This is a genomic window from Candidatus Planktophila sp., assembly GCF_040402275.1.
GTDB lineage: Bacteria > Actinomycetota > Actinomycetes > Nanopelagicales > Nanopelagicaceae > Planktophila.
Genome location: NZ_JBBAMW010000002.1, coordinates 1 through 24964, shown reverse-complemented (window position 1 = coordinate 24964; position 24964 = coordinate 1). Strand labels below are relative to the sequence as shown.

The 24964-nt window shown below is 46.3% G+C and carries 27 protein-coding genes; 2 read left to right on the top strand and 25 right to left on the bottom strand.

From position 1 onward, the window contains the following. The 11 genes from AC9UEY_RS00715 to thyX all read right to left on the bottom strand — a co-directional run bounded on the left by AC9UEY_RS00715 (position 1) and on the right by thyX (position 9989). Complete coding sequence (locus AC9UEY_RS00715) at positions 1 to 201, bottom strand: DUF3046 domain-containing protein (protein WP_509536403.1); 201 nt, start codon at positions 199 to 201, stop codon at positions 1 to 3. Next, positions 188 to 709, bottom strand: coding sequence for a TetR/AcrR family transcriptional regulator (locus AC9UEY_RS00710; RefSeq protein ID WP_509536401.1), 522 nt, complete (start codon positions 707 to 709; stop codon positions 188 to 190). Before AC9UEY_RS00710 ends, AC9UEY_RS00715 begins: the two co-directional genes overlap by 14 nt. Then, positions 699 to 965: a helix-turn-helix domain-containing protein gene (locus tag AC9UEY_RS00705; protein ID WP_509536571.1), complete on the bottom strand. Its 267-nt coding sequence runs from the start codon at positions 963 to 965 to the stop codon at positions 699 to 701. The genes AC9UEY_RS00710 and AC9UEY_RS00705 overlap by 11 nt, the downstream gene beginning before the upstream one ends. Before the next feature lie 27 nt (positions 966 to 992). Then, positions 993 to 1484 (bottom strand): CinA family protein, encoded by a 492-nt coding sequence (locus tag AC9UEY_RS00700; RefSeq protein ID WP_509536399.1) that lies wholly within the window; start codon positions 1482 to 1484, stop codon positions 993 to 995. A gap of 4 nt (positions 1485 to 1488) precedes the next feature. Then, positions 1489 to 2049 carry a CDP-diacylglycerol--glycerol-3-phosphate 3-phosphatidyltransferase gene (pgsA, locus tag AC9UEY_RS00695; RefSeq protein WP_509536397.1) on the bottom strand — a complete coding sequence of 187 codons (561 nt, stop codon included), beginning with the start codon at positions 2047 to 2049 and terminating at the stop codon, positions 1489 to 1491. Further along, positions 2046 to 3401: a 30S ribosomal protein S12 methylthiotransferase RimO gene (gene rimO / locus AC9UEY_RS00690; protein WP_509536395.1), complete on the bottom strand. Its 1356-nt coding sequence runs from the start codon at positions 3399 to 3401 to the stop codon at positions 2046 to 2048. The genes pgsA and rimO overlap by 4 nt, the downstream gene beginning before the upstream one ends. Positions 3402 to 3429: 28 nt before the next feature. Beyond that, positions 3430 to 4167, bottom strand: a complete 738-nt coding sequence (locus AC9UEY_RS00685; RefSeq protein ID WP_509536393.1) for a helix-turn-helix domain-containing protein — start codon at positions 4165 to 4167, stop codon at positions 3430 to 3432. 127 nt (positions 4168 to 4294) lie between these two features. After that, entirely contained in the window at positions 4295 to 6625 is a 2331-nt protein-coding gene (locus tag AC9UEY_RS00680; protein ID WP_509536391.1) for an FtsK/SpoIIIE family DNA translocase, read from the bottom strand. Between the two features lie 52 nt (positions 6626 to 6677). After that, entirely contained in the window at positions 6678 to 8360 is a 1683-nt protein-coding gene (locus AC9UEY_RS00675; protein ID WP_509536389.1) for a ribonuclease J, read from the bottom strand. Then, positions 8360 to 9250 carry a 4-hydroxy-tetrahydrodipicolinate synthase gene (gene dapA / locus AC9UEY_RS00670; protein ID WP_509536387.1) on the bottom strand — a complete coding sequence of 297 codons (891 nt, stop codon included), beginning with the start codon at positions 9248 to 9250 and terminating at the stop codon, positions 8360 to 8362. The genes AC9UEY_RS00675 and dapA overlap by 1 nt, the downstream gene beginning before the upstream one ends. Positions 9251 to 9269: 19 nt before the next feature. Then, entirely contained in the window at positions 9270 to 9989 is a 720-nt protein-coding gene (gene thyX / locus AC9UEY_RS00665) for an FAD-dependent thymidylate synthase (RefSeq protein WP_509536385.1), read from the bottom strand. A gap of 59 nt (positions 9990 to 10048) precedes the next feature. On the opposite strand from thyX, the gene AC9UEY_RS00660 reads away from it, so the two are divergent. Together AC9UEY_RS00660 and AC9UEY_RS00655 are read left to right on the top strand one after the other, a co-directional pair. Next, entirely contained in the window at positions 10049 to 10711 is a 663-nt protein-coding gene (locus AC9UEY_RS00660) for an AzlC family ABC transporter permease (RefSeq protein WP_509536383.1), read from the top strand. Beyond that, positions 10708 to 11016 (top strand): AzlD domain-containing protein, encoded by a 309-nt coding sequence (locus tag AC9UEY_RS00655; protein WP_509536381.1) that lies wholly within the window; start codon positions 10708 to 10710, stop codon positions 11014 to 11016. Before AC9UEY_RS00660 ends, AC9UEY_RS00655 begins: the two co-directional genes overlap by 4 nt. Here the strand turns inward: AC9UEY_RS00655 and AC9UEY_RS00650 are convergent. The 14 genes from AC9UEY_RS00650 to proS form a co-directional block, all read right to left on the bottom strand. Further along, positions 11013 to 11270 carry a glutaredoxin domain-containing protein gene (locus AC9UEY_RS00650; RefSeq protein ID WP_509536379.1) on the bottom strand — a complete coding sequence of 86 codons (258 nt, stop codon included), beginning with the start codon at positions 11268 to 11270 and terminating at the stop codon, positions 11013 to 11015. The genes AC9UEY_RS00655 and AC9UEY_RS00650 overlap by 4 nt on opposite strands. A 10-nt stretch (positions 11271 to 11280) precedes the next feature. After that, positions 11281 to 12018 carry a 4-hydroxy-tetrahydrodipicolinate reductase gene (gene dapB / locus AC9UEY_RS00645; RefSeq protein WP_509536377.1) on the bottom strand — a complete coding sequence of 246 codons (738 nt, stop codon included), beginning with the start codon at positions 12016 to 12018 and terminating at the stop codon, positions 11281 to 11283. Continuing rightward, entirely contained in the window at positions 12015 to 13292 is a 1278-nt protein-coding gene (locus AC9UEY_RS00640; RefSeq protein WP_509536375.1) for a M16 family metallopeptidase, read from the bottom strand. Before AC9UEY_RS00640 ends, dapB begins: the two co-directional genes overlap by 4 nt. Next, positions 13293 to 15497 (bottom strand): polyribonucleotide nucleotidyltransferase, encoded by a 2205-nt coding sequence (locus tag AC9UEY_RS00635; RefSeq protein ID WP_509536373.1) that lies wholly within the window; start codon positions 15495 to 15497, stop codon positions 13293 to 13295. A 166-nt stretch (positions 15498 to 15663) separates the two neighbouring features. After that, a complete protein-coding gene (gene rpsO, locus AC9UEY_RS00630; RefSeq protein WP_509536371.1) occupies positions 15664 to 15933 on the bottom strand; it encodes a 30S ribosomal protein S15 in 270 nt (89 codons plus the stop codon). Between the two features lie 128 nt (positions 15934 to 16061). Beyond that, positions 16062 to 16934, bottom strand: a complete 873-nt coding sequence (locus tag AC9UEY_RS00625; protein WP_509536369.1) for a bifunctional riboflavin kinase/FAD synthetase — start codon at positions 16932 to 16934, stop codon at positions 16062 to 16064. Positions 16935 to 16952: 18 nt separating this feature from the next. Continuing rightward, on the bottom strand, positions 16953 to 17831 hold the full coding sequence (truB, locus tag AC9UEY_RS00620) for a tRNA pseudouridine(55) synthase TruB (RefSeq protein WP_509536367.1): 879 nt from the start codon (positions 17829 to 17831) through the stop codon (positions 16953 to 16955). Positions 17832 to 17842: 11 nt separating this feature from the next. After that, positions 17843 to 18277 carry a 30S ribosome-binding factor RbfA gene (gene rbfA, locus AC9UEY_RS00615; protein ID WP_509536365.1) on the bottom strand — a complete coding sequence of 145 codons (435 nt, stop codon included), beginning with the start codon at positions 18275 to 18277 and terminating at the stop codon, positions 17843 to 17845. Positions 18278 to 18280: 3 nt separating this feature from the next. Further along, the gene (gene infB / locus AC9UEY_RS00610; RefSeq protein WP_509536363.1) at positions 18281 to 20992 is read right to left on the bottom strand and encodes a translation initiation factor IF-2; all 2712 of its coding nucleotides are present in this window, start codon (positions 20990 to 20992) and stop codon (positions 18281 to 18283) included. A 124-nt stretch (positions 20993 to 21116) separates the two neighbouring features. Further along, entirely contained in the window at positions 21117 to 21374 is a 258-nt protein-coding gene (locus AC9UEY_RS00605; protein ID WP_509536361.1) for a YlxR family protein, read from the bottom strand. 23 nt (positions 21375 to 21397) lie between these two features. Further along, positions 21398 to 22390, bottom strand: a complete 993-nt coding sequence (gene nusA / locus AC9UEY_RS00600; RefSeq protein ID WP_509536359.1) for a transcription termination factor NusA — start codon at positions 22388 to 22390, stop codon at positions 21398 to 21400. Then, positions 22390 to 22860, bottom strand: coding sequence for a ribosome maturation factor RimP (rimP, locus tag AC9UEY_RS00595; protein ID WP_509536357.1), 471 nt, complete (start codon positions 22858 to 22860; stop codon positions 22390 to 22392). The genes nusA and rimP overlap by 1 nt, the downstream gene beginning before the upstream one ends. Before the next feature lie 47 nt (positions 22861 to 22907). After that, complete coding sequence (locus tag AC9UEY_RS00590; RefSeq protein ID WP_509536355.1) at positions 22908 to 23681, bottom strand: TSUP family transporter; 774 nt, start codon at positions 23679 to 23681, stop codon at positions 22908 to 22910. Positions 23682 to 23683: 2 nt separating this feature from the next. Beyond that, positions 23684 to 24964: proline--tRNA ligase (gene proS / locus AC9UEY_RS00585; protein ID WP_509536353.1), on the bottom strand; the 1281-nt coding region annotated here is incomplete at its 5' end.

Genomic DNA, 24964 nt, shown 5'->3' with positions numbered 1-24964 from the left:
TTAATACTTATGCTTTTCTGTCTCAGCAGGATGTGCCTTGCACACCGCTTTCCAAATGACATCCGGCTCAAGCCCGGCAGCCAAAGCTTCGTTGACGCTCTTGCTTCCTAATTCAGACAGTGCGATATCGGAAGAAAACGAAGGCGCCCATGAATCACCAAATGACAAGATGATGCGTTCGCGCAGATCAGAGATTCGCAATTGCAGTTATTGCTTCTGCTTGTGCACGAGATTGTGCAGGTGTAATTGGATGTAAGGCTTGTCCAATTAACCATCGTACTGCGAGCTCACTTTTTTCTCTCCCCAATAAGTGTCCCATTGCGATGGAGAATGCTTTCCACAACATATCTGTTTGAGCCGATAGAGCAATGGCCAATGAGTCAGGATCCTGTGTGCGCATCACCGCTAATGCTTTATCGGCAGAAATTTCAATTGAAATCTGTTCTAAAGCTGAGGTTGCAGTTGGCGCTGCTTGTGCGATGACAACTAACCGTTGCATCTCTGATTCACACAGACTTCGAATAACACTCTCTTTGTCTCGGTAATGGTTATACAAAGTTGCACGAGACACTTCTGAAACATCGGCAATTTCAATCATGGACATCTTTCGCAAGCCAGTAGTTGCGATTAATTGCTTTGTTGCTTCAAGGATTGCGTTTTGCGTACGGCGGTGAGTTGCTACTTGTGGCGCGTACTTATTAAGCGGCATCGACAACAGTGAGAGTTACGCCCTCACGGCTCTTGAGCTCTGCAGATACATCACTGAAAACACCGGAAAGAGAAAGTCCCAATGCAACGCAGATTGCATTAAGTAATTCAGAGGAGGCTTCTTTTTGTCCGCGCTCAACCTCGGAGAGATATCCAAGTGAGACTCGTGCATCGCGAGCAACATCGCGCAATGTGCGACCTTGGGCGGTGCGCGCAGCACGAAGGGTTTGGCCAATAGCGTCACGAACTAGAACCATTGTCATACTCCCTTCAATTGTCGAGATTTAAACGCGATGTCTAAGGATACGCGCAAAGGTGGCGATCGCGCTTGATGTAGCTGCGTTTCGCACAGAATCACGATCCCCCGATAGCGCTAATTCGATGGTGTGGCTGATTGGGCCTTCAATGGCTACCCACACCACGCCCACTGGATTTCCATCCAACGTGTTCGGGCCAGCAACACCTGTTGTTCCAATTGCCCAGGTTGTTCCAAAGGATTTAATGGCACCCTTGGCCATCGCAACTGCGACCTCTTCACTAATCACGGTGTGTTTTTTAATGAGCGCTGGGTCAACACTTAAATGGGAAACTTTAATTTCATCACGGTAGGCAGTTAACCCACCGACAAACACATCAGATGCTCCTGCAACAGTGACAATTGCGGCACTCACAGAGCCTGCAGTTAAAGACTCAGCTGTGCTAATTGTTTCTCCGCGTTGACGCAGATGTTCAACGATCTCGGCAGAAAAGCCATGGATCTCGGTCGCTAACGTCATCTGCCTAACCTTTCTTAATTCGCGCTTTGTGCGTGAAGGTTGATTTCACATAATACACACCAGTAACGATAGTGAGTACCACAGCAACAAACATAAACCCATCGCGGAACCAGTAAAGATTGGCGCCAAGAGGCAGAACATAGAAGCCAACACCAAAGTTCTGCATCGTTGCCTTGATCTTGCCACCCTTGTTAGCTGGAATAACTCCCCGCTTAATAACAGAGAGTCTAAATAGTGTGATTCCAATTTCACGGAACAAAATCACGCTTGTGATCCACCATGGCATACGTCCTAAGATCGACAATGAGACCATCGCCGTACCAATCATGATCTTGTCGGCAACTGGATCTAAAAACTCACCAAACTTAGTAATTGCCCCTCGACTTCTAGCTAACTTTCCATCCAGAATGTCTGATAATCCAAGAATAAAGAAAACACACCAAGAAATATATTGCCAAGTTGGGTCATCGCCACCATTTTTAAAAAGCGTATAGGCACCGACTGGAACAAACAACAAACGCATAACAGTAATGAAGTTAGGAGTTATAAAAGCTGGTAGCTTCATAGGGGCTTAGCTACCAAATCCGCACCCATTGAATCTATAACGACGGCGTCAACATACTGCCCGACTGTGTAATTTGTTCCGATAAAGGAGGTTGTTCCATCTACTTCAGGTCCCTGGTGGGCGGCGCGACCTTCTTGCAGCTCCTCATCTTCAATCAGAACCCGCACATTTTCCCCAATTCGCGCTTGTGCTCGCAATGAAACCATCTCATCGGCCAAAGAAGATAATGTCTCAACTCTCTGGGCAATGACATCTGCATCAACCTTGTCTGAAAGATTTAATGCTTCAGTGTTGTCCTCATCTGAATATCCAAAGACTCCTACTGCATCTAGCTTTGCCTTGGTAATGAAGTCAGCAAGATCATCAAAATCCGCTTGAGTTTCACCTGGGAAGCCGACAATAAAGTTTGAACGAATTCCAGCCTCTGGTGAGACCGCGCGAACTTGGCTAATTAGATGTAAAAACTTCTCGCTATCGCCAAAGCGGCGCATCCTGCGAAGGACAGTTGGGCTTGTGTGCTGGAAGGATAAATCAAAGTACGGAGCAGTTTTATCTGTAGCAATCATCGCCTGAATCAATGTAGGACGCATCTCAGCTGGTTGTAAGTACGACAGACGAACTCGCTCAACACCTGGCAGGGCTGCAATATCTGGCAAGATTTTTTCCATCAACTGGAGATCGCCTAGATCTTTTCCGTATGAGGTTGTGTTTTCGCTGACCAAAAACAATTCAGTAATACCATTTTCAGCAAGCCAGCGTGCCTCTTTAATGATGTCAGTTGGGCGCCTGGAAATGAATGAACCGCGGAAATAAGGAATCGCACAGAAAGAACAGCGACGATCACAGCCTGATGCAATTTTTAGCGGCGCCCAAGGCGCTGTGCCTAGGCGCTTTCTTGAAAACTCCTCGCTCTCACGCGCATCTGCGCGATCAACTGGAGCAATAGGTAAAAGTGCGCGACGATCACGTGGAACGTGTGACTTATGGGATTCGCCCGCAATAATTGATTGCAGACGCGCAGAAATATCCTTGTAATCATCAAATCCTAGAATTGCATCAGCCTCGGGTAGCGCCTCTGCTAATTCCTTTCCGTAGCGCTCTGCCATGCAACCCACTGCAACTACTGCGCGAGTAACCCCATGACCTTTGAGCGAATTAGCCTCAAGCAGGGCATCTACAGAATCCTTCTTTGCCGACTCGATAAAACCACATGTGTTTACAAGTGCGACCTCGGCTGATTCCACATCATCGACAAGGGTCCAGCCATCGGCTGCTAATCGCCCAGCTAATTCTTCAGAATCTACTTCGTTGCGTGCGCATCCAAGTGTGACCACTGCAACGGTGCGCTTCATTTGCGCAATCTTACCCTGTTTAGGGCTGTTAAGAATCTACTCCGTACGACACGCTAACTACTTCACCATCCCCGCCGATTGAATCGACTTTCTTACCATTAACAGTTAAATCAACTCCCCCTGCATTGCCGACTTTTATATTGAGAGAAACATCGGTAGTAAAGGTCTTAGCAGTGCCACGTGCAATCTGCCCACTAAATAGAGTTCGTCCCGTCGAATCAGAGACAAAGAGCCAGCTCTTAGCACGTGTTGCCGAAACAATAAGTTGGACACCTGTACCTGTTGAAATAGTGGCCTCCTCCGTCGGAGTTGCCTCAGTTGCTTCGGGTGAAGGAGTCGCACTCTCTGCTGTTGAAGCGATCGGCGCAGGAATATCCACAGAAGCTGTATTTGAAATAATGATCTGCGCTAGTCCCACCACAAATAACGATCCAACTGAAATTGTTGCTAATACTTTCCAGGACACCTTGCGGGCGCTTTCTGGTAATCGCATTACACGATTTTCAACAAGTAAATCTCTCATCGAACGATCTGTGTGCATTTGTTCTTCTTCAAATGCTGCAGTAAAAATCAGTGGGTCAACACCTAGATTTGTTGCAATGTTACGAATATGTCCACGCGCATAAGTTTCACCACCGCAATTATGAAAGGAATCCGATTCCATCTCGCGCAATAGTGAAGCACGAATATTTGTGGAAGATGAGAGATCGTCAATGCTCAGCCCAGCACTTTTTCGTGCCTGAGTAATCATTGATCCAAGAGACATGAACAAATCCTCAAACTGGCTGTGGGGTGTTGTGTAAGTCTAAAGCAGAACTTGTCAGGGTGAGAAGGGGGCAAGAGTGAGGATTAGGGGTGAAAGACCGGTCACGACACTTTTTGTTTACCCTCTGTTAATAATTTCGAAGGGTTGCAAGCACAGAATCAAGTTCATCCGGCTTAACCATAACGGTTCGTGCCTTTGAACCTTCTGATGGCCCAACGATTCCGCGAGACTCCATCAAATCCATTAAACGTCCAGCTTTTGCAAAACCAATTCGCAGCTTTCTTTGCAACATAGATGTGGAACCAAATTGTGTGCCAACAACAAGTTCAACAGCCTGACACAAAATATCTAGATCATCACCAATTTCCTTATCAACCATTTTCATCTGGTTAACAGGTGCTGTCACATCCTCACGATATCTCGGTTTTAACTGCTTCTTAACGTGTGTTGTTACCGCTTCGATTTCACGCTCTGATACGTATGCCCCTTGAATTCTTATTGCTCGGCTTGAACCCATGGGAATAAACAGCGCATCACCCTGTCCTACTAGCTTTTCGGCACCAGGTGTATCCAAAATAACTCGACTATCTGCAAGTGAGCTTGTGGCAAAAGAAAGGCGTGATGGAACGTTAGCTTTGATTAAACCAGTCACAACATCAACAGATGGGCGTTGTGTAGCAAGGACTAGGTGGATGCCCGCAGATCTAGCCAACTGTGTAATACGCACAACTGATTCTTCAACCTCTCTTGCTGCAATCATCATCAAATCTGCAAGCTCATCGATTATGACAAGTAGGTATGGATACGGCTCAATTATGCGATCACTACCAGGCGGTGGAACAACCTTTCCGGCACGTACCGCCTTATTGAAATCATCAATGTGTCTGAAACCAAAGGTTGATAAATCTTCATAACGAAGATCCATTTCGCGCACAACCCATGTAAGGGCATCTGCTGCTTTTTTAGGATTAGTAATAATTGGTGTGATGAGGTGAGGAATACCTTCATAGGCATTTAGCTCTACGCGCTTTGGATCAATAAGAACTAGGCGAACATCATCTGGAGTTGCACGCATTAAAATCGAGGTAATCATGGCGTTAATCATTGATGATTTACCAGCACCAGTTGCACCAGCCACCAAAAGGTGAGGCATCTTGGCAAGATTTGCACACACATAGTTACCTTCAACATCCTTACCCAAAGCAACAAGCATGGGATGTAAATCTTGACCTGCAACAGATGAGCGCAAAACATCACCTAATGCCACTATTTCCCGATCTGCATTTGGGATTTCAATTCCAACTGCAGACTTTCCAGGTATCGGCGAAAGGATACGAACATCGCTACTAGCAACGGCATATGAAATATTCTTAGCTAGAGCTGTGATTCGCTCCACCTTTACAGCGTTTCCGAGCTCAACTTCATATCTGGTAACCGTTGGACCGCGCATGAAGCCAGTAACTTGGGCGTCAATTTCAAACTGTAAGAAGACTTCAGTTAAAGCAGCAACGACTACCTCATTAGCCTTGCTCTTGGCCTTGGCGGCTGGACCTGCTCGCAAAATATCTGCAGCTGGAAGTTCGTAAATAGCATCTGCTGACAGTAATAATTGTTCTGGACGCTTTGCGGCAACGGTGTTTTCATTGGCATGTACAACTGGAGAAACAGGGACTGGGACGGTGAACTCTTCATCAAAGCTTTCCTCGTCTAGTTCTTCTTCATCCTCTTCTGGCTCATTCCAAGCCGACACGACCGGTGTATCAAAGGCTGGAGTATCTGTAATTTCAAAATCTTTCTCAACTCGCTCTGCTCGTTCAGGGCGTTTAGACCAGAGCCATTTACTCGAAGTTGTGATGCGAATCAGAATTTCAGCGACGGGAGTTGCGGTAATTACTAATAACCCAAATAGGAAAATAATAAATAGAACAGGATATGCAAGTACCGATGTCATTAATCCGACTAAAGGTTCAGTGACTCCGTATCCCAACCATCCACCACCAGTACGCATTGCAGTTGCACCTGTCCCAACTGAGCCATTAAATAAATGTGCTAGCCCAGTTGATGACACAGCAAGTGCCAGTGTGCCAATAATGATTCGCCCCGTTGCTTTTGAATCTTCAGGAACGCGAAATAATCTAAATGCAAAGTAAATAAGCACTAGTGGGGCGATGAAACCAACGCGACCAAAGCCACCATATATAAATGAGTAAACCGCTCGACCTACAAGGTTGTCGGAGTGAAACCAAGTTCCAGCCGTTGCAATCAGAGCGAAAATTAAAATGAGAAATGCAATTCCATCTCGCTGATGTGCTGGATCTAAATCTCTGGCACCTCGAGCAATAAAACGAACACTCTTACCAAGTGACTTGGCGATAAACCGCCATGTGGCACCAACTCCACGACCAAGTGCTCCGCCTACAGCACCTGTCTTAGATTGTGCTTTTTTTCTTTTTGCCACACGACCGATCGTAAAGGGTGAACAAATTGGAACCTACTAGGCGCGCCGCGCTCTACACTTCAATAACGACAGGGACAATCATCGGCTTTCGGCGATGCTCTCCCCCAACCCATCCACCTATTGTCTTTCGCACAATTTGAGATAGTTGATGGGTTCCATTGATTCCATCAACAACTGCTGCTGCTAGGGCTTTTTCAATACGCAGCTTAACCTCATCAAACATTGCTGCATCTTCATTAAATCCTCTTGCATGAATATCTGGTCCAGCAACAATTTTGCCACTTTGAGAATCGATTACGACAACACAGGAAATAAAACCTTCTTCACCCAAAATCCGTCGATCCTTCAATGAGCTTTCAGTGATATCGCCGATGCTCTGTCCATCTACAAAAACAAAGCCCACAGGGATTGCACCGACAACTTCAGCTTCATGATTGATTAAGTCGATCACGACTCCGTTATCAATAATGAATGTATTTTCCCTTGAAACGCCTGATTGAATCGCAAGTTCTGCGTTTGCTTTCAGGTGACGCCATTCTCCATGAATTGGCAACACATACTTCGGCTTCACAATGTTGTAGCAGTAAAGTAACTCACCTGCTGCCGCATGCCCAGAGACGTGAACCATGGCATTTGCTTTATGGACTACCTTTGCACCAAAGCGGGTTAATTCGTTGATGATGCGAAATACAGAGTTTTCATTTCCAGGAATGAGTGAAGAAGCCAAAATAACTGTGTCGCCTTCGCCGACTCGAATCTGGTGATCTCCGTTAGCCATACGAGATAGAGCAGCCATTGGCTCACCCTGCGAACCAGTGCAAATCAAAACGACATTGTCATCATATTGATCTAGATCTTTCGAATCGATCACTAAATCAGCAGGAACGTTGAGATATCCCATGTCCTCTGCAATCTTCATATTGCGAACCATGGAACGACCAATGAATACGACTTTGCGACCGTGCTGCGCAGCAACGTCAATAATTTGCTGGACACGGTGAACATGTGAAGAAAATGATGCAACGATGACACGTCGTTTAGTTGAAGAAATCACTCGATTAAGCGCTGGCATGATTTCGCGCTCTGAAGGAGTGAATCCTGGAACATCGGCATTAGTTGAATCAACCATGAATAGATCCACGCCCTGTTCACCTAACCGTGCAAATGTTCGCAAATCCGTAATGCGACCATCTAATGGAAGTTGATCCATCTTGAAATCACCAGTGGCCAAAACTCGACCAGCACCTGTATTGATAACAACGGCAAGTGCATCTGGGATCGAGTGGTTCACTGCAACAAACTCCAAGGTAAATGGGCCTATGTCTTCGGTGCCACCCTCTTTCACCTCGCGTGTGAGTGGAGTAATCCGATGTTCTTTTAACTTCGCGGTAATAAGTGCAAGGGTTAATGCTGAACCATAAATGGCAATATCGCCACGTTCGCGCAATAGATATGGAACTGCGCCAATATGGTCTTCATGACCGTGCGTTAAAAAGATACCTATAACATCATCTAAACGATCTCTAATGTATGAAAAATCCGGAAGGATTAAATCAATACCTGGCTGATTATCTTCAGGAAATAAGACACCACAGTCCACAATCAATAGCTTTGATTTGTATTCAAAGACAGTCATATTGCGGCCAATTTCAGTTAGGCCACCGAGTGCAACTATGCGCAAACCACCATCGGCTAACTTTGGTGGAGTACTTAGATTTGGATGTGGATGATTCATTAGTTAATTGCAACACCACCGGCACGTAGATCTTCACGCAGTTGTGCGATCTGTGCATCAGTAGCATCGACTAGAGGAAGACGAGTGTGGCCACCAGGTAGGCCCATTAATGTGAGCGCGGCCTTTGTCAGGATCGCACCTTGTGTTCGGAAGGTTCCTGTGTACACCGGCAATAGCTTCTGATGAATCTCTAAAGCACGCGCTGTATTTCCGGCAAACCAAGAATCTAATAATTCACGAAGATCTTTTCCGACCGTGTGTCCGCATACAGATACAAATCCAACTGCGCCAACTGAAAGAAGTGGCAAGTTTAAAATGTCATCACCTGAATAAACAGGGATTCCACAACGCTTAATCACCCATGAAGTCGATGCGACATCTCCCTTTGCATCCTTAAGGGCAACGATCCGAGGATGCTCTGCGAGTCGAACAATTGTGTCTGGCTCGATTGGAACACCTGTGCGGCCAGGAATGTCATACATCATCATTGGAAGGTCAGTTGCATCTGCAACTGCGCGGAAGTGGGCTTCAATTCCAGCCTGTGGTGGTTTGTTGTAATAAGGAGTAACTACCAGCAAGCCATCTGCTCCTGCTTTTTCAGTGCGCTTTGCTTGATTGATGGAGTACTCAGTTTCATTATCTCCAGCACCAGATAAAACTTTAATTGTTGATCCAACTGCATTTCTCACAACACGGATGATCTCCTCTTTTTCAGAGGACTTAGTCGTTGGGGCTTCACCTGTAGTTCCGTTCAACACAATTCCATCATGGCCGTTTGCAACAAGGTGAGCTGCAAGGGTTTCAACGCCAGCCCAATCGATTGCGCCATCTTTTTTAAATGGCGTGACCATTGCGGTCAGAAGCCGTCCAAATGGAGGTGCGATTGTCATGCGGTGAACTCTACCCGAATTAAGGGGCGACTCGTCCAGACTTTTCGAAGGCTGCGTATGTAAGTGGCATCAATTTCGCAAATTCTGCTTCCATTTTCTCGGCAACCATCTCTATTTCACGTTGAGGATAGCTAGGAAAATGTGAACCTTCGCGGGCGGTACGCAAGGACAAGAAGTTCATTAATGCGCGGGCATTCATTGATACATACATCGATGAATATGTTGCAACCGGCAAAACTACACGTGCAACTTCACGTGCAACGCCAGCTTCCAACATCTTCTGGTAACTATCGTATGCAATGACGTAGGCATCCTTCATCGCCGCAACCGTCACATCAAATTGTTCTTTAGTGCCATCAACAAATGTGTATGCACCAGTTTTGCCAACTTGAATAAGTTTGCGCTCGACAGATGGAATATAAAAGACAGGTCTTAGTTCGCGGTAGCGACCGCTTTCTTCATTGTATGAAGCGATGCGGTGGCGCATAAATTCACGGAAAACAAAGATTGGAGCCGAGACAAAAAAAGTCATAGATGTGTGCTCGAATGGAGAACCATGACGTTCACGTGCTAGGTAGTTGATTAAACCTGCAGAACGTGATGGATCCTCGCCAATTTCTTCCATTGATTGCTCGCCAGCTGTTGATACACGAGCAGCCCAAATAACATCTGCATCGCTAGCACTGGCCTTGACCAATTCAACGGTCACATCATCACGGTAAATAATCTCTTCAATCATGGAGGCACCCTATCTACTTGCCCCTATCGGCCCTTGGATTTATACGGCACAATGTCCGCGTGTCCAAGGTTGCTTCCACCACATTGCGCGATTCGCTCAGTGTTTCACTCACAGTCGGTGCATATGGGGTGGCATTTGGCGCGGCAGCAGTGGCCAATGGCTTTACCGTTTTACAAAGCTGCTTGCTTTCATTGTTGACTTTTTCTGGTGCATCTCAATTTGCCGTTATTGGCGTACTAGGGGCCGGTGGATCAGCAATAAGTGGAATTGCAACTGCATCTTTACTCGGTGTTCGAAACGCACTGTATGGAGTCATCATGGCTCCCAGACTTAAAGTTTCTGGATTGACCCGAGTAGTTGCGGCGCAAATAACTATTGATGAATCAACAGCCGTTGCACTTGGCCAAGAATCTCGCGGCATCGACGCTATGCGAAAAGGTTTTTGGTACACAGGTATTGGGGTCTTTGTATTTTGGAACCTCTTTACACTTGCAGGTGCGCTAGGTGCTCAGGCAATGGGCGATATCCGCGCATTTGGACTTGATTCCGCCGTTCCTGCGGCTTTCTTGGGATTAGTGTGGCCGCGATTAACAGGAAAGTTCGAGCGCATTCTGGCCGTTAGTTGCGCACTCTTTGCAATCGCCATGACGCCCATATTGCCTGCAGGTCTTCCCATCATTGCAACTGCTTTTATCGCAATCGTGATCGGACTTAAGCGATGAATGCATTCTGGATCGCAACGATTGGAACTAGCGTCATTGCATTTGGCCTCAAGTACTCAGGCCATTCTGTTCCAGAGCGCTGGCTTTCACACCCAAAGATTCAACGTATCAACGCACTTATTCCAATTGCATTGCTGAGCGCTTTGGTTGCTGTTCAATCTTTTTCTGAAAAATCACAGTTGATGATTGACCAGCGTCTAGTCGGCGTCTCCGTTGCAATGATCGCGCTATTTCTCAAAGCGCCATTTCCAGTTGTTGTACTCTCAGCTGCAGTTTCATCTGCCGCTGTATACCGCTGGCTTTAGATAATTCCTAGCGATACAAGCTTTGCCTTCAGGTCATTATCTGATGGCTCAGTTAGGTGTGTTCCATCAGAGAAAACAATTACTGGAATTGATTTAGCTCCACCATTAATTTCGATGACCTTATCTGCAGCAGTTAAATCTGAATCTGTATCAATCAATGTGTATTGAACATTGAGCTCTTCAAATAAGCGCTTTGAACGTCGGCAATCGCCGCACCAATCAGCGCCATACATTGTGATTTGATCTTTTGACATGAGTTGCCCCTTACATGAACTTGTCTAGGCCATGAATTAGGCCTGGATGATTAATAATCTTTCGTACTCCAAGAATAACTCCTGGCATAAATCCTGCACGGTCAATTGAATCGTGACGGATAGTTAAGGTCTCCCCTAATCCGCCAAACAGAACCTCTTGATGTGCAACTAACCCACGAGCACGAACTGAGTGCACTGGAATATCTCCTACTAATGAGCCACGAGCACCCTCTAGAGATGTTGTGGTGGCATCTGGCATGGGCCCAAGCCCTGCTTCTTTGCGTGCTGCGGTCATTAATTCTGCGGTGCGAGCAGCAGTTCCAGATGGTGCATCAACCTTTGCAGGGTGATGAAGTTCAATAATTTCAGCAGATTCAAAGTATTTAGCTGCCTTTGCAGCAAACTCCATCATCAATACTGCGCCGATTGCAAAGTTAGGGGCGATTAACACACCAACTGTTGGATTTGCAGCTAGCCATCCTTTAACGGTTGCAAGCTTTGCATCATCAAAACCAGTAGTGCCAACAACTACATTAATTCCATTATTGATCAAAAATTCTAGGTTCTTCATCACGCTATCTGGAGTTGTGAAATCAACAACTACTTGTGCACCAGAATCCTTGAGTTGATCCAGTGAATCTCCTAAATCAAGTGCTGCAACCAACGCTAAACCATCAGCTGCTTCAACAGCCTTAACGACCTCAGAGCCCATACGTCCGCGAGCACCTAACACTGCAACATTGATCATGCGCTTAACACCTTCTCAAATTTGGACTCAGACTTGAACGGGCCTACGAGTGCAAGCGTAGGCGTTTTTGTTAAGAAGTCGCTGGCAATTTCCTTGATGTCTGTCGAATTGACCGCTGAAATCGCCTTCAAAATTTCATCAAAGTCCATGATGTGGCCATAGGTAATCTCATTTTTACCGATGCGGCTCATGCGTGAGCCTGAATCCTCTTGGCTCAATACGAGCGATCCTCGGACAGCGCCCTTAGCTCGCTCGATTTCTTCGTGAGACATTCCATTGGTAGCAACATCTGCCAACACTTCACGAATGATTTCAACAACTTCAATCGCCTTTGCTGGATTACATCCTGCATAAAATCCTATTTGACCAGTACCTGCAAACTGCTGGGCGTATGCATAAACAGAGTATGCAAGTCCCCGCTTTTCGCGAATTTCCTGGAATAAACGTGATGACATTCCACCACCAAGGGCAGATGCAAGGATTCCCATTGCAAAGCGTCGATCATCGTGACGTGCAACGCCTTCCATGCCATAGAACATATGAGCCTGCTCAGTTGGACGGGTAATCAAGCCAACTGATTGCTGCGCACTTTTCTTAACAGGAGTACTTGTGCGAATAACTGGCGCGCCAGTCACATCTAAGAAGCCATCCTTAGAAAGTGCAGCTTCAACCATCGCCACAACCTTTTTATGCTTAATGTTTCCAGCAACAGCAACAACTAGGTCCTGTGGCAAGTAGCGCTTCTTGTAGTAATTAAAGACAGCATTTCTAGACATAGATTTGATTGAATCTATTGTTCCCAAGATTGGACGACCTAGCGGGGTATCCCCGTAATAGGTCTCGGCATATAAGTCATGCACCAAATCGCTTGGGTCATCATCTCGCATTGCGATTTCTTCAAGAACTACCTTGCGTTCAGCATCTACATCAAGGGCTGTAACAATCGATGAAGTAATTAAATCTGAGATCACATCAATTGCCATCGGCAAATCGGTGTCAATGACACGTGCATAAAAGCAGGTGTACTCCTTGCTGGTGAAAGCGTTCATCTCGCCACCAACAGATTCAATTGATGATGAAATTTCTAGAGCATTGCGTCGTTTTGTTCCTTTGAATAGTAAATGCTCTAGAAAGTGAGAAGCCCCAGCAACAGCCGGGGTTTCATCACGAGAACCAACATTTACCCAAATACCAATTGCGGCGCTGCGTACCGAAGGAACTTCTTCAGTAACGATACGCAGACCGCTAGGTAAAACTGAACGACGAACGCTCATTTATTCAGCTGAACCAGTAGTTCCATCTTCAAGGACTGGAACCAAAGACAACTTGCCCTTTGGATCGATCTCGCCGATTTCAACCTGGATCTTGTCGCCAACCTTCATAACCTCTTCAAGGTTTTCAATGCGCTTTCCACCATGCATCTTGCGGATCTGAGATACGTGGAGCAAGCCATCTTTACCTGGCATCAATGAAATGAATGCACCGAATGCAGCAAGCTTCACAACGGTACCTAAGTAACGCTCGCCAACCTCTGGCATCTGTGGGTTTGCAATTGCATTGATCTGTGCGCGAGCAGCTTCAGCTGAAGGTCCATCGGTTGCACCGATGTAGATAGTTCCATCATCTTCAATTGAAATATCTGCGCCAGTTTCATCTTGAATCTGGTTAATAATCTTGCCCTTAGGCCCGATTACTGCACCGATCTGATCAACTGGAATCTTCACAGAAATGATGCGAGGAGCAAATGGGCTCATCTCATCAGGTGCGTCAATTGCTTCATTCATGACATCTAGAATCGCAAGACGCGCTTCCTTAGCCTGCAATAGCGCACCAGCTAGAACAGATGCTGGAATTCCATCGAGCTTTGTATCTAGCTGCAACGCTGTAACAAAGTCCTTTGTTCCTGCAACCTTAAAGTCCATATCTCCGAATGCATCTTCTGCACCCAAGATGTCAGTCAAAGCAACGTATTCAACCTTGCCATCAACAGAATCTGAGATTAGACCCATTGCAATACCTGCAACTGGTGCGCGTAGTGGAACACCTGCGTTAAATAGTGCAAGTGTTGATGCACATACTGAACCCATAGATGTTGAACCATTTGAACCAAGTGCTTCAGAAACCTGACGGATTGCGTAAGGGAACTCTTCACGTGATGGAAGTACTGGAATCAATGCACGCTCAGCTAATGCACCGTGGCCGATTTCGCGACGCTTTGGTGTACCAACACGACCTGTTTCACCAGTTGAATATGGTGGGAAGTTGTAGTTGTGCATATAACGCTTGTGATTTTCAGGGTTCAACGTATCTAGCTGTTGTTCCATCTTTAGCATGTTAAGAGTTGTGATTCCAAGAATCTGTGTCTCTCCACGCTCGAAGATTGCTGAACCGTGCACGCGAGGAATAACTTCTACCTCAGCAGATAGCGCACGGATATCGCGGAGTCCGCGACCATCAATACGAATCTTGTCGCGCAACACGCGCTGACGTACTAGCTTCTTTGTCAATGAACGGAATGCTGCAGGAACTTCCTTCTCGCGACCTTCGAACTTGGCGCTTACGGATTCCTTTGTTGCTGCACTGATCTCATCGAGCTTTGTTTCGCGCTCTTGCTTGCCAACAATAGTTAGCGCCTTGGCAAGATCTGCACTAGCTGCCTTTTCAACAGCTGCAAATACATCATCCTGGTAATCCAAGAAGACTGGGAAATCTGCAGTCGGCTTTGCGGCAACCTTTGCAAGCTTTGCTTGTGCCTCACAGAGAATCTTGATGAATGGCTTTGCAGCATCTAGGCCTTGTGCAACAACTTCTTCATTAGGAGTTGGTGCGCCACCCTTGATTAATTCAATTGTGCGAGAAGTCGCTTCTGCTTCAACCATCATGATTGCAACATCGCCATCATCGCTAATGCGACCAGCAACAACCATGTCAAAGACTGCGTTAGCAACCTGTGAGTGGTTAGGGAATGCAACCCACTGACCATCAATCAAAGCAACGCGAACGCCACCGATTGGACCAGAGAATGGAAGACCTGCAAGTTGTGTAGAAATTGATGCAGCATTAATCGCAATGACGTCATACATATGATCTGGATCTAGTGCCATTACTGTCACAACGATCTGAACTTCGTTACGAAGTCCCTTAACAAATGATGGACGTAATGGACGGTCGATCAAACGGCAAGTAAGAATCGCATCCTCTGATGGACGACCTTCACGACGGAAGAATGATCCTGGAATACGACCAACTGCATACATCTTCTCTTCAACATCAACTGTTAAAGGAAAGAAATCAAATTGATCCTTTGGCGTTTTTGATGCAGTTGTTGCTGAGAAGATCATTGTTTGATCATCTAGATAAACTGCTGCAGCTCCTGCTGCTTGGCGCGCTAGGCGTCCTGTTTCAAAACGAATTTCTCGTTTTCCGAATTTTCCGTTATCAATAATTGCAACGGCTGACTGAACCTCTTGACCCTCCATGGGTCCTCCTCTTTGTAGATTGAAAGGCGCGACAAAATTATCGAACCTTGTTGTCTGCTCAGAGAATGAATCTTCGATCGAAGTTCACGCGCACTCAATCTTTTAAAGATAAATAGCGCGGAAACCACTACCGAGGACCATTGCTCTGCGGCAGATTATTTCTTAATTAGCGGCGAATACCGAGCTTCTCGATAATTGCGCGGTAACGATTGATGTCTGTCTTAGCTAGGTACTGAAGAATGCGGCGACGACGTCCAACTAGCAACAAAAGACCACGACGGTTGTGGTGATCATGTGGGTTAGTCTTCAAGTGATCTGTGATTTGTTCAATACGCTTAGAAAGAAGAGCGACCTGAGCTTCAGGTGATCCTGTGTCAGTAGGAGAAGAACCGTACTGAGCAATGATTTCTTTCGTTACTTCTGGTGTTAGTGCCATTTCTTGTTCTCCTTGTTTACTGAGCACGAGGCTCTTTCGGTTTGATTCACGAAAGATTCGCTATCTCGACTGAAGGGCTAGGCTACCAGCGAGCATATGAATAGGTGAAATCGAGTGGATTTGCCCGCTTAGAGCTCAGTCAATCTACGGGCCTCGGCGCAATCCTTTGCCATTTGTTCAAGCAATGGCTCCAGCCCATCAAATTTCAATGTCTCTCGAAGTCTCCATCCAAATTCGATGGTTGCAGGCTTTGTATACAAATCAAGACCCACTTGATCAAGTGCATATGCCTCGACCTGGCGACCACGAACACCTTCAAATGTTGGATTTGTGCCAATTGAAATTGCAGCTGGCCAACGATCAATTCCAACGGTTAACCATCCTGCATACACACCATCTGCTGGAATCGTTTGGCCATCTATATTTCCAAGGTTTGCTGTTGGATATCCAATTTCACGTCCGCGTTTTTCGCCATGAACAACAATGCCATCTAGGCGGTGCGGACGAGTCAACATTTCTCTAGCACCTTCAACATCGCCATTAACTATTGCAGAGCGAATACGTGTTGAAGAGATTGCTTCTTCAGAATCTGACTGTAAATCCAAAACAATGGTTTTAAACTCAGAGTGCTCGGCAAGAGATTGAACATTGCCTGCAGCCTTAAAACCATAGGTAAAGTTCTGACCAACAATAACTGTGGTCGCTTTTAGTTGTTCTACTAACACCTTATTAACAAACTCTTCAGGTGCCATGGCAGCAAACTCTTTGGTGAACTTGATGACCGCCACCTGGTCGGCGTTATGAATCTTTAAGAGCTCAATCTTGTCGCTCAAGATGGTCAGTAACGTTGGAGCCCGCTCCGGTGCAAAAATAGATACCGGGTGTGGATCAAAGGTCAGCGCAACAATCTTTTCATCGCCGGCTATCTCTTTGGCACGGTTCAGCACTTGTTGGTGTCCCTTGTGGACTCCATCAAAGTTACCAATAACGACGATGCTCATATATCCATTGTCTCAGAGTTATTGCGCCGCCGCGAATACAGCAATTGGCTTAGCCTTGTCATCGACGTTCTGAAGCAGGGCGATTAACTCATTCGTTGCAGATATTCCTGCATAAATATGTTGGTCTGCATTGGCAGTCAGTGTGCGCCCAAATGAGAGTTCGATCTTCTCATCCAGGCCAATCTCGCGAACAGGAAAAGTCGCACGAGCAACATCTGCTAAATCCAAGGTTGAAAACTCACCCTTCTTTAACTGCGCCAACGAAACCGCTCTATCTAAACCAAAGCCTGCAACACGTGAACGGCGAAGTGAGTTGAGGTGTCCTCCAACGCCTAATGCATCACCACAATCTCGGGCGATGGCGCGAATAAATGTGCCAGAGGAGCATGTAACTTCAATATCGATTTCAATACCCTTATCAAGCCTGCGAATTGCTAGAACATCTAATTGCGAGATTGTGACCTCGCGGGAAGGCAATACAACTTCTTCACCTGATCTGACTCGATCATAAGCACGTTCACCATCAATTTTTACAGCAGAAACAGAACTTGGCCGTTGCATGATTGTGCCGCGTATCTTTGATAACTCTTCATGAATCTGAGTATCTGTAATTGCAGAAGTATCTGCAGTACTAATTACTTCGCCTTCAACATCATCGGTAACTGTTGCAGCACCTAAAACAACTGTTGCTTGATAGCACTTGTCGCCATCTGTTATGTATTGCAAGAGGCGAGTTCCGTTGTTAAATCCTAAAACCAGGATTCCGGTAGCCATTGGATCAAGAGTGCCTGCATGACCAACTTTGCGTGTGTCTAGCGCCTTGCGTGCAATTGCAACAACATCATGGCTTGTCATACCTGCTTCTTTATCTACAACCAGAAATCCGTGCTCGTGCACTATGTGCGCCGCTACTCTTCTTCGATTACACGTGGAGCTTTGTAAGGATCTTCTCCCCCGGCATAACTGGCATTCTTGCGAAGCTCTGCAACTTGCGCGTCCTGCTCGTGAACCTTTGCAAGCAAAGAATCAAGAGCAAGAGCACTCTCCGGCAAACCATCTTCAAAGAATTCAATACTTGGTGTAATACGAAGGCCAAGTTCGCGGCCAAGTGCAGAACGAATTGCACCTTTAGCGCTATCTAGTGCTGCAGCGGTTGCAGCACGCTCGTCAAGACCACCAAGGACGGTATAAAACACTGAGGCTTGCTGAAGATCGCCAGTAACACGCGCATCGGTAACAGTTACAAAACCGAGACGCGGATCTTTGATCTTTGTCTCAAGCAGGTTTGCAACTACTACCTTGATGCGGTCGGCGACCTTCAGTGTGCGATGTGATTGACCCATTTCTTATGCTCGCTTTTTCTCGACCATCTCAAAGCACTGAATGATGTCGCCTTGTGCGATCTCCTTCATATTGCCAAGGCCAATACCACACTCAAATCCTTCACGGACTTCAGTGGCATCATCCTTGAATCGCTTGAGCGAATCAATTGTGAGGTTATCAACCAAGACCGCTCCATTACGAACAATTCGTGCCTTTGCATTACGACGGATGGTTCCATCCTTAACGACAGAACCAGCAATATTTCCAGCCTTTGAAGATTTGAAGATTTCACGAACTTCGGCGTTACCGATGATTGATTCTTCAAACTCAGGCTTGAGCATGCCCTTAAGGGAAAGCTCAATCTCTTCAATTGCATTGTAAATAACTGAGTAGAAACGAACTTCAACACCTTCTTGATCAGCATAAATTGCAGTTTGTGGCTCTGGCTTAACGTTAAAGCCGATCACAACTGCAGTTGAGGCAGACGCCAAGGTGATATCGCTCTTGGTGATTGCACCAACACCGCGGTGAATAACGCGAAGATCAACCTCTGCGCCAACATCCAACTGCATCAATGCATCTTCTAACGCTTCAACAGAACCAGAAACGTCGCCCTTAAGAATGAGGTTAAGTGTAGAAATCTTGGACTGCTCCATGAAGTCTTCCAGTGAAACCTTCTTACGAGCCTTAGCAAGCTGTGCGTTACGTTCTGCTGCTTGACGCTTTTCAGCAATCTGACGCGCAGTACGGTCTTCATCAGCAACAAGGAATGTATCGCCAGCACTTGGAACAGATGTGAATCCAAGTACCTGCACTGGACGAGAAGGACCAGCGGTTGCAACATTGTCGCCGTTTTCATCCAACATCGCACGAACGCGACCAAATGCACTACCGGCAACGATTGCATCGCCGACCTTTAATGTTCCGCGTTGAACTAGAACAGTTGCAACTGGACCACGACCACGATCAAGGTGAGCTTCAATAGCAACACCACGAGCATCGTCTTCGGCAACAGCGCGCAAATCAATTGCAGCATCTGCTGTAAGTAAAATTGATTCGATCAACTGATCAATACCGATACCAGCCTTTGCAGAAACGTCTACGAAGATTGTGTCTCCGCCGTACTCCTCTGCAATCAAGTTGTACTCGGTTAGCTGTTGGCGAACCTTGTCTGGGTTTGCACCCTCTTTATCAACCTTGTTAACAGCAACCACAATAGGAACATCGGCTGCTTGTGCGTGATTTAACGCTTCAATTGTCTGAGGCATGATTCCATCATCTGCGGCAACAACTAATACAGCGATGTCAGTTACCTTGGCACCACGAGCACGCATAGCGGTAAACGCTTCGTGACCTGGTGTATCGATAAATGTAATCGCACGGTTAGTGCCATCATGATCATGGTGAATTTGGTATGCGCCAATGTGCTGGGTAATACCGCCTGCTTCACCCTTCATAACTTCAGATTTACGAATCGCATCTAGTAGAGATGTCTTACCGTGATCAACGTGACCCATAACTGTCACAACTGGTGGACGTGCCACCAATGACTCTGGATCAAGATCATCAAGTTCGCCAGCTAAATCGATGTCGAAGTCTTGTAGTAACTCACGATCTTCATCTTCAGGGCTAACAATTTCAATGTTATAGCCGAGTTGAACACCAAGAATTTCAAATGTATCTGCATCGACTGATTGTGTTGCTGTAACCATTTCACCAAGGTGGAATAGTGCTGCAACTAACGCTGCTGGATCTGCGCCAATCTTGTCTGCGAAATCTGCCAATGAAGCTCCGCGACGCATACGAATAGGCGTCTTGCCATCACCGTGAGGAACAACTGCGCCACCAAGTTGTGGTGCCTGCATATTGTCGAACTCATCGCGTAATGCCTTACGTGACTTTTGTTTACGACCTGATTTCTTACTTGCATTCTTTCCGAATGCTCCACCTGCGCCACCGCGTTGTGGTGGACGACCGCCACCTGGACGTTGCGGACCACCAGCAGGTGCACCTCCAGTGCCCGGTGCATTTGATTTATACGGTGATGTTGATGGAGCGCCACCTGTGCGTGGTGGAAAACCTGCGCCAGTTGATGGTCCACCCGATGCAGGTCGTGCTGCACCTGGTCGTGCTGCAAATCCTGGGCGAACAGAACCTGGACGTGATCCCGCCATTCCTGGACGTGGAGCTCCAGTTCCTGCAGGTCGCTGCGGTGGACGTGGAACTGCGCTACCTGTTGAAAATGGATTGTTACCAGGACGTGGTGGACGCGGTGGACGCGGAACTGCGCTACCTGTTGAAAATGGATTATTACCTGGACGAGGCGCAGGAGTTGATGGAGCTGCAGGTCCGGCACCTTCAGTTGCACGGTCTGCCGCACGATCTGCTGCTTCATGCTTTGCAGCTTCCTCTTTATTAGCAATTGCCTTTGCTTGCTCAAGCTTGAGCGCTTCAATGTCTACGCCAAGTTCGGCGGCAAGTTCAGCGGCTTGCTCAGCGCTGACTTCACCCTTTGGCTTTGCTGCAGCTTTCTTTGCAGCAGCCTTTTTGACAGGTTTCTTTTCCTCGACCGGTTGTGCATCGGGATACATTTCGATCAACTTGCGCACAACTGGCGCTTCTACTGTTGATGATGCTGAGCGAACAAACTCACCCATTTCTTGGAGTTTTGCAAGTACAACCTTGCTCTCCATACCGAGTTGTTTTGCCAACTCATGTACGCGGACCTTTGACACATTTCTCCTGTCTTGGCCCACATTTTCTCAAATGCAAGCCTTAGTTGAACGACCTCATAGTTCTAACGAGCTCATTTGAGTTTCATATCTTTCATATCCATTCGTTGTAAGTGATTGATCCGAACTAGCTTTCAAGAAACTTCAGAAGTTCCGATACATCGATCGCCGCGTCTTGCTTAAAAGCAAAACGAAAAGCGCCTCGACTTATCGCACCTTCTGCACACTTCTTGTGAAGCCAAGCGCCCCGACCTGGAGCACCGCCTTTGACATCTGGAATCAATTTTCCATCAATCAAAACCACTCGAATTAATGCTGCTGGGTTCGCTCTCTTTCGGCAGCCAATGCAGCTACGTACCGGAAAGTGTAAATCCAACTGGCCCATCGTATCCAACTAGAGCCCTCTTCTCATAATGCTGCGTCTGTGGCAGCCGGCACAACTGTGTCGGGGTGAATATCAATACGCCAGCCAGTCAATCGCGCAGCCAGGCGAGCGTTCTGTCCATCCTTTCCGATGGCCAACGACAGCTGGTAATCGGGAACGATCACCTTTGCACTGCGCGTTGCAAGATCGGTGATTTGAACTGAACTGACCTTTGCAGGTGCAAGTGCTGCAGCAACAAACTCGGCTGGATCTTCAGACCAATCAACAATGTCAATCTTTTCTCCATGGAGCTCATCCATGACTGCGCGCGCACGAGAACCCATAGGACCAATCAATGAACCCTTTGCGCTAACTCCTGCACGATGTGTTTTCACCGCAAGCTTTGTGCGATGTCCTGCTTCGCGTGCAACAGCCATGATTTCAACGATGCGATCATTGATTTCTGGAACTTCAAAGGCAAATAGTTGTTTAACAAGTGCTGGATGCGATCGAGATAACATAATCTCAGGGCCTTTTAACCCCTGCTTAACTTCAACTACAAAACACTTAATACGATCTCCGTGGTTATAGAGCTCACCCGGAACTTGCTCCTGCGGCGGGATACGTCCTTCAACGCGGCCAAGGTTGACGTTAATCATCTTGGGATCACGGCCTTGTTGCACAACGCCAGAAATAACATCTCCCACTGAAGCCGTGAACTCTCCAACTATCTCTGCATCATTTGTTTCACGCATTTTCAATTTAATTATCTGGCGCGCAGTCGATGTTGCCATACGTGAGAATCCATCAGGTGAATCAACCTCTTCGCTAATACGAGTACCGTCTTCGCCAAAGATTGGAACAAGGATAGATATTTCACCAGTCTCGCGATCTAAATGCGCTCTAGCATGTCTTTTGGCTATGTCTGTTTGATTGTATGCACCAAGAACTGCAACTTCGATTGCATAGATAAGATCTTCAAGATGAATATCCTTTTCTGTTGTTAGGGCAACTAAGGCCGACATCTCCACATGCATTAGATCTCATCCTTACGATTGAATTCGATCTCAACATGCGCGCGCTTAATATCTGCAAAAGCAACTTCATGAGTCTTCATACGACCCTTGATATTCTCAATCAAAATTGCTCTAACTTCATCAAATTCTGTTAATCGTCCTGATACTTCAGTGTCATCGTTAAGTGTTGCCTTAACTATTCTGGTTAGATTCTTGGTCCAGTGGCGAGGCAAGGTGAAAGGTCGCTCAATTCCAGGGGATGTAACTTCAAGAGTGAAAGCTTCAGTTAGCAGTGGCGATTCATCAAGAATTGCTGATATTTCACGACTAACAACTGTTACCTCATCAAGGCTAAGTGGTTGTAGTCCATCGATCATGCATGTAACGATGCGGTGATTACCTGGATTGCTTGTAAAGACATCTTCTAGAAAGAAACCCGCGTTTTCTACAGCAGGTCGAATTGCATCGGCGATTAAATCCTTAAGGGCCATAAATCTCTTCTTTCTATTAAGTTGTGCCCTAATTGTAACTCGAATAATTAGAAGGTTGCAATTCCTACCTTCACGATCAATGCCACGGTAACCAGCAAAAAGACTTTACGCACCAAAGTAGAGCCACCTTTGATGGCTAGACGTGCCCCAATTACTGCGCCAGAAATATTTGCAACTCCGAGAATGATGCCGATCTGCCAAAGAACCGCGCCATTTATTCCAAAGACCATAATTGCTCCAACATTGGTTGCAACATTGACCACCTTCGCAATTGCAGATGCGGTTATGAAGGCGTACCCAAGTGATGCAACAAGAATGAGCATCAAGAAGGATCCAGTTCCTGGCCCAAAGATTCCATCATAAAAACCAATTACTACCCCGGCAAATGCGGCAATTTGCACTCTGCGCTTTGGTAGATGACGTAGGTTTTCGAACTTTCCTAAATCAGGTTTAAACCATGTATAAACCGCAACAATAATCAACAGCACCAAAACCATTGGCCGCATACTGCTAGTGGGAATTTGGGAAGCTAGAACTGCTCCCCCAGCAGAGCCCAGAAAAGCTGGAACACCCATCGCAATTAATATTTTTGGATCAGGCTTAATCTGCTTCCTATAGAGCGCAGCCGCCGTTGTTGTTCCAAATACTGCCGACAATTTATTAGTTCCAAGCACCTCAGCCGTTTCAGACTTTGGTAAACCAATCAGTAATGCAGGGAGTTGAATTAACCCACCTCCACCTGCAATGGAATCAATAAATCCTGCAAAAAAGGATGCTGCTAAAAGAAAGAGCGCTGTTGCAACCGTTAAATCCGCAAACACAATTACTTAAGAAGCTCTGCGATCGAAGTTACCGCACTAGCAAGTGCAACCTCTTTTTTGTCACCACTCTTACGTACTCGAACTTCGACATTGCCCTCGGCCAATGCCTTGCCCACAACCACGATAATTGGATTACCGATCAACTCTGCATCTTTAAACTTCACGCCAGGGCTTGCATCACGACGATCATCTAGCATGACTGAAATACCCTGTGCTTCTAGATCAGTGCCTAGTTTTAACGCTGTATCAAATAACAGATCATCTTTACCTGCAGCAACAATATGGACCTTGGCAGGGGCTAACTCAGCTGGCCAGTTAAGCCCCATCTCATCATAAGTTTGTTCGGCAATTGCAGCAACTGCGCGAGTTACTCCGATTCCATATGAACCCATAGTCACAATTTGCGACTTTCCATTCTGATCAAGAACTGTGAGATTAAGCGCTTCTGCATACTTGCGACCAAGTTGGAAGATGTGGCCGATTTCAATTGCGCGATCAATAACAATAGGTGTTGCGCACTCTGGGCATGCATCTCCTGCGCGCACTTCAGCAGCTTCGACATATGCATCGGGAGTGAAGTCGCGGCCATTCACTACATTTCTAGCATGGCGATCCTTTTTATTCGCACCAGTCACCCATGAAGTTCCGGGTGCTACACGTGGATCTGCATAAACAGTAATTCCAGATTTCTTTGCAGCCTGTGGTCCGATGTAACCTTTGACTAGGCCAGGGAACTTCGCAAAATCTGCATCTTCAAATACACGAAGCTCATGTACTCCCCCAAGGTTTTCCTGGAAACGCTTTAAATCAACTTCGCGATCTCCAGGAACTAAAACAGAAACTGCCTTGTTATCTGCCATCAGCATTACATTTTTCAGTGTGTTTGAACCGGTAAAACCTCCACCAAACTTTGCATTAAGTAGCTCAACAAGTGAATCAATAGTTGGCGTATTTGGTGAATCAAAATCTTCTAGAGCAGGAGTTTTTGAAGAATCCTCGGCATCAACCTTTGTAACCATCGCTTCAACATTTGCTGCAAATCCGCATTTAGGACACAAAACATATGTGTCTTCACCTGTTGAGCAAGGAGCTAAGAACTCCTCTGATTTGGATCCACCCATGGCCCCTGATACAGCCTTAACGATGTTGTACTTCATCCCAAGGCGATCAAATGTTTTTACATATGCTTCGCGATGTTCTTGGTATGAGACTTCAAGTCCAGCATCATCACTATCAAATGAGTAAGAGTCCTTCATAACAAATTCTCTACCACGGATAATTCC